The 7,252-nt window shown below is 40.5% G+C and carries 6 protein-coding genes; 1 reads left to right on the top strand and 5 read right to left on the bottom strand.

The window, feature by feature from the left end:
* Window positions 1-5: 5 nt before the first annotated feature.
* From ACZM6M_RS09885 to ACZM6M_RS09895, 3 genes are all read right to left on the bottom strand, one after another.
* Window positions 6-2,144, bottom strand: a complete 2,139-nt coding sequence (locus ACZM6M_RS09885) for a DUF6273 domain-containing protein (protein WP_118656259.1) — start codon at window positions 2,142-2,144, stop codon at window positions 6-8.
* Window positions 2,145-2,320: 176 nt separating this feature from the next.
* The gene (locus tag ACZM6M_RS09890) at window positions 2,321-2,629 is read right to left on the bottom strand and encodes a hypothetical protein (protein WP_118656261.1); all 309 of its coding nucleotides are present in this window, start codon (window positions 2,627-2,629) and stop codon (window positions 2,321-2,323) included.
* 48 nt (window positions 2,630-2,677) lie between these two features.
* Window positions 2,678-3,793 (bottom strand): hypothetical protein, encoded by a 1,116-nt coding sequence (locus ACZM6M_RS09895; RefSeq protein ID WP_118656263.1) that lies wholly within the window; start codon window positions 3,791-3,793, stop codon window positions 2,678-2,680.
* Between the two features lie 407 nt (window positions 3,794-4,200).
* Between ACZM6M_RS09895 and ACZM6M_RS09900 the strand changes: the two genes are divergently transcribed.
* Window positions 4,201-5,262 carry a tyrosine-type recombinase/integrase gene (locus tag ACZM6M_RS09900; RefSeq protein WP_118656265.1) on the top strand — a complete coding sequence of 354 codons (1,062 nt, stop codon included), beginning with the start codon at window positions 4,201-4,203 and terminating at the stop codon, window positions 5,260-5,262.
* Window positions 5,263-5,569: 307 nt separating this feature from the next.
* Here ACZM6M_RS09900 and ACZM6M_RS09905 read toward each other — a convergent pair whose 3' ends face one another.
* Both ACZM6M_RS09905 and ACZM6M_RS09910 read right to left on the bottom strand, forming a co-directional pair.
* The gene (locus ACZM6M_RS09905) at window positions 5,570-6,538 is read right to left on the bottom strand and encodes a 3'-5' exonuclease (RefSeq protein ID WP_489490301.1); all 969 of its coding nucleotides are present in this window, start codon (window positions 6,536-6,538) and stop codon (window positions 5,570-5,572) included.
* Entirely contained in the window at window positions 6,535-7,017 is a 483-nt protein-coding gene (locus ACZM6M_RS09910) for a YaiI/YqxD family protein (RefSeq protein WP_118656268.1), read from the bottom strand. The genes ACZM6M_RS09905 and ACZM6M_RS09910 overlap by 4 nt, the downstream gene beginning before the upstream one ends.
* Window positions 7,018-7,252 lie beyond the last annotated feature (235 nt).

The following is a 7,252-nucleotide window of genomic DNA, read 5'->3' on the forward strand; positions in this document are numbered from 1 at the left end:
TATGATCATCCCTGCGGTACCGCAAAGGCTGGTCTTACACCAATCGAAGTAGTTACCCTTAACTCTTCATCAGTACTACTGCCATCCGGTTTCACTGCCTCTGGCCGGATCATTCCATTGACCAGATCCACGATATAGGCATATCCACTGTCAGCAGCTGTATTCCCCATAGGAGAACGCAGCCAATATCCATTGCAGAAATTATCGGTTACCGCTTCCGGATTATCCGAATCCGTATCACCTAATTTCCAAAGATAATCTTTATACTTTAATGCCTCTTCCACCGATAAGCTAAAAAGTCTGGCTGTCAGTCTCTGATATCCGATACTATGCACAGTCAAATCCTGGTCACTTAATTCACTGAACCGCCCCTTACCTGTGCTTCCGGTAAATGCACTGTCCACGCCAATATGACAGTTAAAGCTCTGAAAAATTCCATTCTGATGCTCGCTCAGCCAACTATGTATCTTGGAATACTTATAATCACTTTCATCACCAAAATTTACTACGGGTCCCGGGAGAAATACCTGGCTCATATCACCCTCTCCATCTGGCAAATATGAATACTCACTTCCATAATTTGCCGGAATCACATCATCACAAAGGAACAATGCCAGTTTCTGATGATTTTCGGATTTATCATAATAATTTGTATCTACACACCGAAATTCATAAGTTTTCTGATCGATCACTACTTTCTGGACATCTCCCACTGACCAATAGATTGGATCCGCGGTACCGGCATCTGGAGCACTGAGCACAATAGCCGGGCGAAGCAACATATCATCCGTAGGTGCCACAAGGCTCGTTGAACCATCCTCATGTACAACCACAAGTTGTCCATTTTCTACGGTTCTTGTAATGTAATCACCTTCTATCTGCCCACGATATGCAAGCACTTCTTCCTTAGACATAATAGCTGCATACGCAAGCGCACCATCTGCATCAATCGGCATCAGTGCCTGCCCTGTAATGCTGAAACAGTCCGCAAATGTACCAACAAAAGCCTGGTATGGATTGGAAAGCATATAATCAAGTGATCCATAACCTCCAAATTCACTTGCCGGTATTCCCGTATCCGAAATATAAAGATAGCCATTCTGAAAGTTTTCACTCACACAGACAAACTGCATCTGATATTCACTCTGGGATGGCCTATACGTTGCCGTGATCCGGTCTCCGTCATTCTGTTCCTCTGTGCGCTTCCCACACCTGTCACATAATGAGTCACCATTTTCATCCACATGCCCCAGGGCCGGTAACGTTTTTACTTCTGTCTTACTGCAGATACTGCAAACATATTTCTCTGACCCTGATGACAGGCATGTTGCTTCTGTTCGCTTCTCCAGTTTCCAGTTATGACTACAAGTTTCTCCAAATTTTTTATTTACGAGAAACACGTAAATTCTATATTCCGCTCCATCCAGCTGAATCGTATCCAGAAGATTTGTGCTGTACTCCACAGAAGTACTGTATAATTCCTTCAAAATTACCCCTGTTGCCGCACAGTCTTTCGCAATCACATAAACAGGAGTGGCAGCAGTATTCTTTATCTGCGTTGACAGACTTCGCAGACGATAAGAACATTTGGCGTTACTTTCACAAATTATCTGATCATCCAGAATCTCCTCTGCTTCCTTTCCAGTGATTGCTGCATCCGCTTTTTTAACCCTTTCAAGATACATTTCAAAGCGTTCCCGTTCCGACGCCTCTGGATCGTCTGCATCCCCGACAGATCCTTCATCCGAATAAGTGATATAGATGATTTTTTCACCCGGCCCATATACATTTATCCGGTATGGTGAGTCCTCATTTGCTAGCCAGCGATGCCCGTTTACGATCAGGCTGTTCGCATATGGTATAACCAGCTCTTCACCCTCTAAAATCGTTCCACTGCGCATTGCAGATAACTGGATTTGTCTGCTCTCTTCATCTACAAAATAAACCTTCCATGAAACCAGTTCCCGCGGGGCAACTTCCACTGTTGCATTCTGGTCTGTATCCTCTAAAGCATTTCCATATGCAGAAAGTTCACTTTCCACCGGCTGTTTTATCGTATAACCATAAGACAGGACCGGTTCTGACATAATCACAATTCCCAAAAGCAAGAAGGCATAACGGCTCATTGATTTTCTTTTATTCATTGCAAATCTCCATCAATCGATCAATAAATTCTGTTTTCTGCAGCAATTTCAAAAATGACATAATGAATTCTTTACCATACAGTCTTTTCTGCTTCTCTAACCGGTGAAGATCATCCTCTACAATCTTTCCCCAAGCTAACCGCTATAGTCGAAACTGCAGGCTATAGCAAAGTGGATTACTCAATATCCTCTCCCATCCCCGTTCCCATCAATGCTGCCTCATCAGCTTCCAGTTCAATACGATATTTTTTACAAAGGCTATTTATTTTCTTCTGCAAGTCAGTCTGAACAGTTGCAATCATACTAACCAGATAGTTTTCAGAAATTGGAAGGCGCTGCATTCGTCCACTTCCAACGCGATAGGTACAGCTCAGCGAAGATTCCGGATTTTTAGTACTGTTATCCAATATTTTAAGCTGCTGAAGCAAGTCGGCCACTTCTAAAAGAGCCTGCTCCTGTGCCATGTCCTTCATTATTTTTGCCATTTAATTTCCTGCCTAAGTCCGCTGCCAGGCAGTCCACTTCCTCCCTTCTTATGCTTCCAGGAAATAAAAACCTGTTGCTCCAACAATCTGCCACCGCGCCTTTTCCGTGTTGAATACCGGCTCTACAAAACATCCTGGCAAGACATCCGCCTTTGAAAGCGCGCTCCGTGATATCAATACCGTCCCTGTCGTAAAAATGCAATGCTTCATCAGCGGCTCATCAATGTTCTGGATCATGGAAATTACTTTTTGTATGCCTTTAGCGTCTTCGCATATGATGGCCGCAAACGCAGATCCATTTCCTGTGGTTTCATGGATTACTGTACGCAGAGCTGCACAAAATCCCCTAATCTTTGAATTTATATAATACGAATGATCTTTTTCGGTTACGATCCTCTCATTCGTATAGAAATTAACCGCGAAGATCACCAGGCGAGTAGGCATAACTCCTTCTTTCTTAAAATCAATAATTGCTGGCAACTCATCTATACCCTTCACATTTTTCAGGCGATAAGAAAATATATATTTTGACATATACTTCTGCTTCAAAAAAACCGCCGCAAGTAACCCAGCATTTGCCCGCTCCATTTTTGTCATTTCATTAAGCCATATTGTTTTTGAATCAAACCTTAATTGCTGATCCGCCTCCAACATGGTCCGAAAAGCGTATGTTGCATGGGCAGTAAGAGAATACATCTGCCGGGTCTGGTGTGCTTCTGATTTTGCACTCTTTAAATATGCGTATACGGTTTCATTGATCTGAAACTTTTCAACAATAACCAAACCACTCATTGCCAACATATCAAGGCGTTCTTTCAGGGAGCGCCGATCCAATTTCGGAATACAACGCGTCGGCCGATTTTCCTCCTTGGCTTTTCGTTCTTCCTTTTCACGTTCTGCCATCAGCACTGTACAGATTGATAACAGATCCGCATGCCCAAGCATTCGGATCACACGTAAAATATACATATCAGAAACGGTAAATGCTTTCTTTACCAATAGCGCCTGCATCTCCGCTAATGACTGCGGATTTGTAACACCCGCAACTTCAAATTTCATTTTGCTGGGATCCCATATGGAATAAGGAGATGGAAGAATCAATTCAGGCTTCAAATCCTCCAAAATCTGCTTTGCCAGCACCTGTGTATCATGTTCTAATGCCACGTTTCCCCCTGCTTTCTTTTCACATAATCCGATTTATGAAACCATGGAGATATACAAAATAGCAACAATTTTAATAATTTAATCAACAATATTTAAAAATAAGCGAAATTATTAATAGTCTCACAGTCAAAAACTTTCATCTGCGTTGTTTTTAAGAAAAAATAATTGTAAAATAATGTCATAAATCGGATTATGTCATTATTTTAATATTCCAATATTAGATACCATATCCGGTTTAGGCATTTTACCTAAAAAACGACCATTATAAAATCAAAAAAAAGCAAAACTTCCATTCATTTATTTTCTGAACAAGAAGTTTTGCGTTTGTGCTCTTTGACACAAACGCACGTTCGCTATATAATCGGAGTGTCCAATTAAAACGGAATGCGCATGAATGGAGTAATGTGATGAATACAGTCAGTTCCACTACTGTTGATATTAAAAAAACCTTATTGCACTATATAAAAGCGGAATTTAAAGAAAAAGATCTCGACATGCTGAAGTCCTTACTTGGCAGCATTTATACAGAATTAACGAATACGCCAAATATTCTGCCCCACTTAGAAAACCCGAATTTTGCAGCTGATCCTCTGGATTGCTGTGACAGAACAAATTCCGATACCATTACCGACACACCCTCTTTCTCTCCAGATAATTTGAAACCTTATCGGGATTTTTTAATAGCAAATGAGCGATCCAAGAATACAATCAGCAAATACATTTCTGATGTAACTGACTTCATAACTTTTTTGTCCGGCGCAGAAATTTCGAAAGAACAATGCCTGAATTATAAAAAATATCTATTGGAACAGCATTATGCCGTTTCCACGGTAAATTCAAAATTGTGTTCCATTCATTCTTTTCTGACCTTTTTGGACCGTGCTGATTGTTTTGTTCAGTTAGAAAAAGTTCAAAAGAAAGAATTAAAAGCCACCTATGCTATTCTTACCCCGGAAGATTACCATAAACTCCTGGAAGAAAGCAGTCGACCTCAAAAAAGAAAGGTTAACCTGATGATCCGCGCCTTCGGACAAACTGGTATCCGTGTTTCAGAATTGCAGTTTATTACCGTTGAATCCATACAACAACAGGAAATCACAATTAGAAATAAGAATAAAAACAGAAAAGTTCCATTAATCCGGGAACTTCAGGAAATGCTTAATGATTATGTCATTGAAAAAAACATCCCATCTGGACCTATTTTCACTGATAAAAATAAAAAACCATTGGAACGGCAAAATATTTATAACATGATCCAGACCATTGCTGCCAATGCCGGCATTGATAAAAGAAAGGCACATCCCCATGCACTTCGCCACTTTTTTGCCAAATCCTTTTACGACAAGACGCATGATTTGGTCATGCTCTCAAATATTTTAGGACATTCCGATATCAGCACCACAAAAAACTATGTTACCGGTACGTTCGAAGAATTGTGCAACGAAATGGAAGAAATAGGTATCTTATAATTTCCAAATCCGCCTTTTGCATTAAGGGCAGCTTCGAGATATAGCTGCCCTCCGCATAATCTATCCCCCAATTTTCTGCACCATACAATTCACTATTTAATTTCAGAAAAAATGATCCCCTACTACATAAATCAGGTATCATTTTCCTCATTAAAAGTCCAGTAATCCTCTTGATTTTACTGCACATTTTGAATGACCAAACCCCAAATTTTTCACCCATCTTGGATAGCCGAAAAATTTGGGGTTGTTTCCGATATAAATGAGGTATCATTTTCACACTGCAAGTAAGGTATCATTTCTCCTAAGTCTATTGTCTTTTCACCGTCTGAAATGGGGCAGTCAATTCGTCTAATATTTCTTTTTCCCGCTTAATTCTATTCCTAATATACAGTGTGGCTCTTGCGTCTTCCAAAGAATCATGCGCTTTATAGTTATACCCAAAATGTGCGGCGACCGCTTCTAACGTCTGCCATCGTCGGGTTCCGTACCGCTTATCATAGTTCCCACAAATTTCGGCAAAATCGAGCATCACATCTTCTAATTCAGTATTCGTACCTGGTTCGATACCTGCAAAGAATAAAAATCCGAGATCGAAATCACAATTATACGCAATCCATGTTTTCCCTGATGCAAAAACGCCTTTTATCTTCCCTATCAGTTCTCTGATGGTCTTACAGTTTTTTACCCGCTCTGGTGTGATGTCATTCACCTGTTCTGCATCTGGCCATGACCTGATCAGTTCTGGTCTGACATACTCATTAAGAAGTAAATCCCCGTTTCCATCAACCGCACTGATCTGTAAAATTTCATTATCGTTACTGTTCAACCCCGTAGTCTCCAGATCAAACACAACAATTCCAGATGGATTATCACATGGTTCTGGGGCTACTTTCAGTGCGTACTCTCGCAATTCCCAGAAGTATGTATAAATTTTCAAATGATCGGCTTCTCTTTCCCGGATCCATTTTTCTCTACATGTGCGGCAGCAAAACTGACCCAGCAGGGATTTGCTTCCTACAGATCGCATGGCCCAATATGGTGACTTGTAATTATATGTTTCTTCCAACTTTTTGCAGCCACCGTTTTCTTCAAAAATTTTCTGTTCATCTTTATTAGAAAAATACCGGCACTCTGCGTGCTCATCCAAAAAAGCCTGTAATTCCTGCTGATCATTGCCCTCGTAGCTTAATGCCTCATTTAAAATCAGTATTGGTGCTCCACACTGATCGCACATGCCATGATTCCAATAATAATAAAGCTGATATTTCTCATTCACGCGTTCTGCCCTCTCTCTGTATCTTCTGAACAGTTTTTCATAGCCATCAATACCAATTTTTCCATAGACTGAAAAAATCTTTCATCATCTGCATCGGTGCGCTTTCTCGGCCCCTTTATATGATTCTTCTGGCTGCTCCGCCGCGCTTTTTTGTTTAAGTGCCGTTCCATCAGCATCTGGTCAATATTTTCATTTGTATACCATTTGCCTGACTGATGAATCGCATAAGCCCCTTTGCCGAGAGCCATAGCTGCTACTCCATAATCCTGCGATACCACGATGTCTCCTTTATGGCAAATACTGATCAGCTTATAATCTACAGCATCCGCGCCGGCTCCAACAACCACTACCTCACTATAATCAGAATACAATATGTGATTTGTATCGCATAACAGCGTTACCGCCACCCCATATTTTCTCGCAACTGCTTCCACAATGAAAACCACCGGACAAGCATCTGCATCTACAAAAATCTGCATAGTACCACCCTTTATCTTATTTAGTATATGGATTATACCACAAGTATATCATATACACGAAAAATAGGTATAATCTGGCATTCAATAACAAATAAAGATTACTGCTATATCAGATATTTGGGAATTGTATGTTGTCGGGAGTTTGACACATCAAAATTAAAAAGGATACTGCAAAGCCTTGAAACAGGCTTATTTTTTTGTCAAATTTTTGTTTTTATTATATAGTAATATATGG

Source organism: Enterocloster sp. (assembly GCF_057861365.1).

Bases quoted from the DNA above. Each gene is read 5' to 3' on its own strand.
- ACZM6M_RS09885 (WP_118656259.1), bottom strand. From the start codon at position 2,144: ATGAATAAAAGAAAATCAATGAGCCGTTATGCCTTCTTGCTTTTGGGA.
- ACZM6M_RS09890 (WP_118656261.1), bottom strand. From the start codon at position 2,629: ATGGCAAAAATAATGAAGGACATGGCACAGGAGCAGGCTCTTTTAGAA.
- ACZM6M_RS09900 (WP_118656265.1), top strand. From the start codon at position 4,201: ATGAATACAGTCAGTTCCACTACTGTTGATATTAAAAAAACCTTATTG.
- ACZM6M_RS09910 (WP_118656268.1), bottom strand. From the start codon at position 7,017: ATGCAGATTTTTGTAGATGCAGATGCTTGTCCGGTGGTTTTCATTGTG.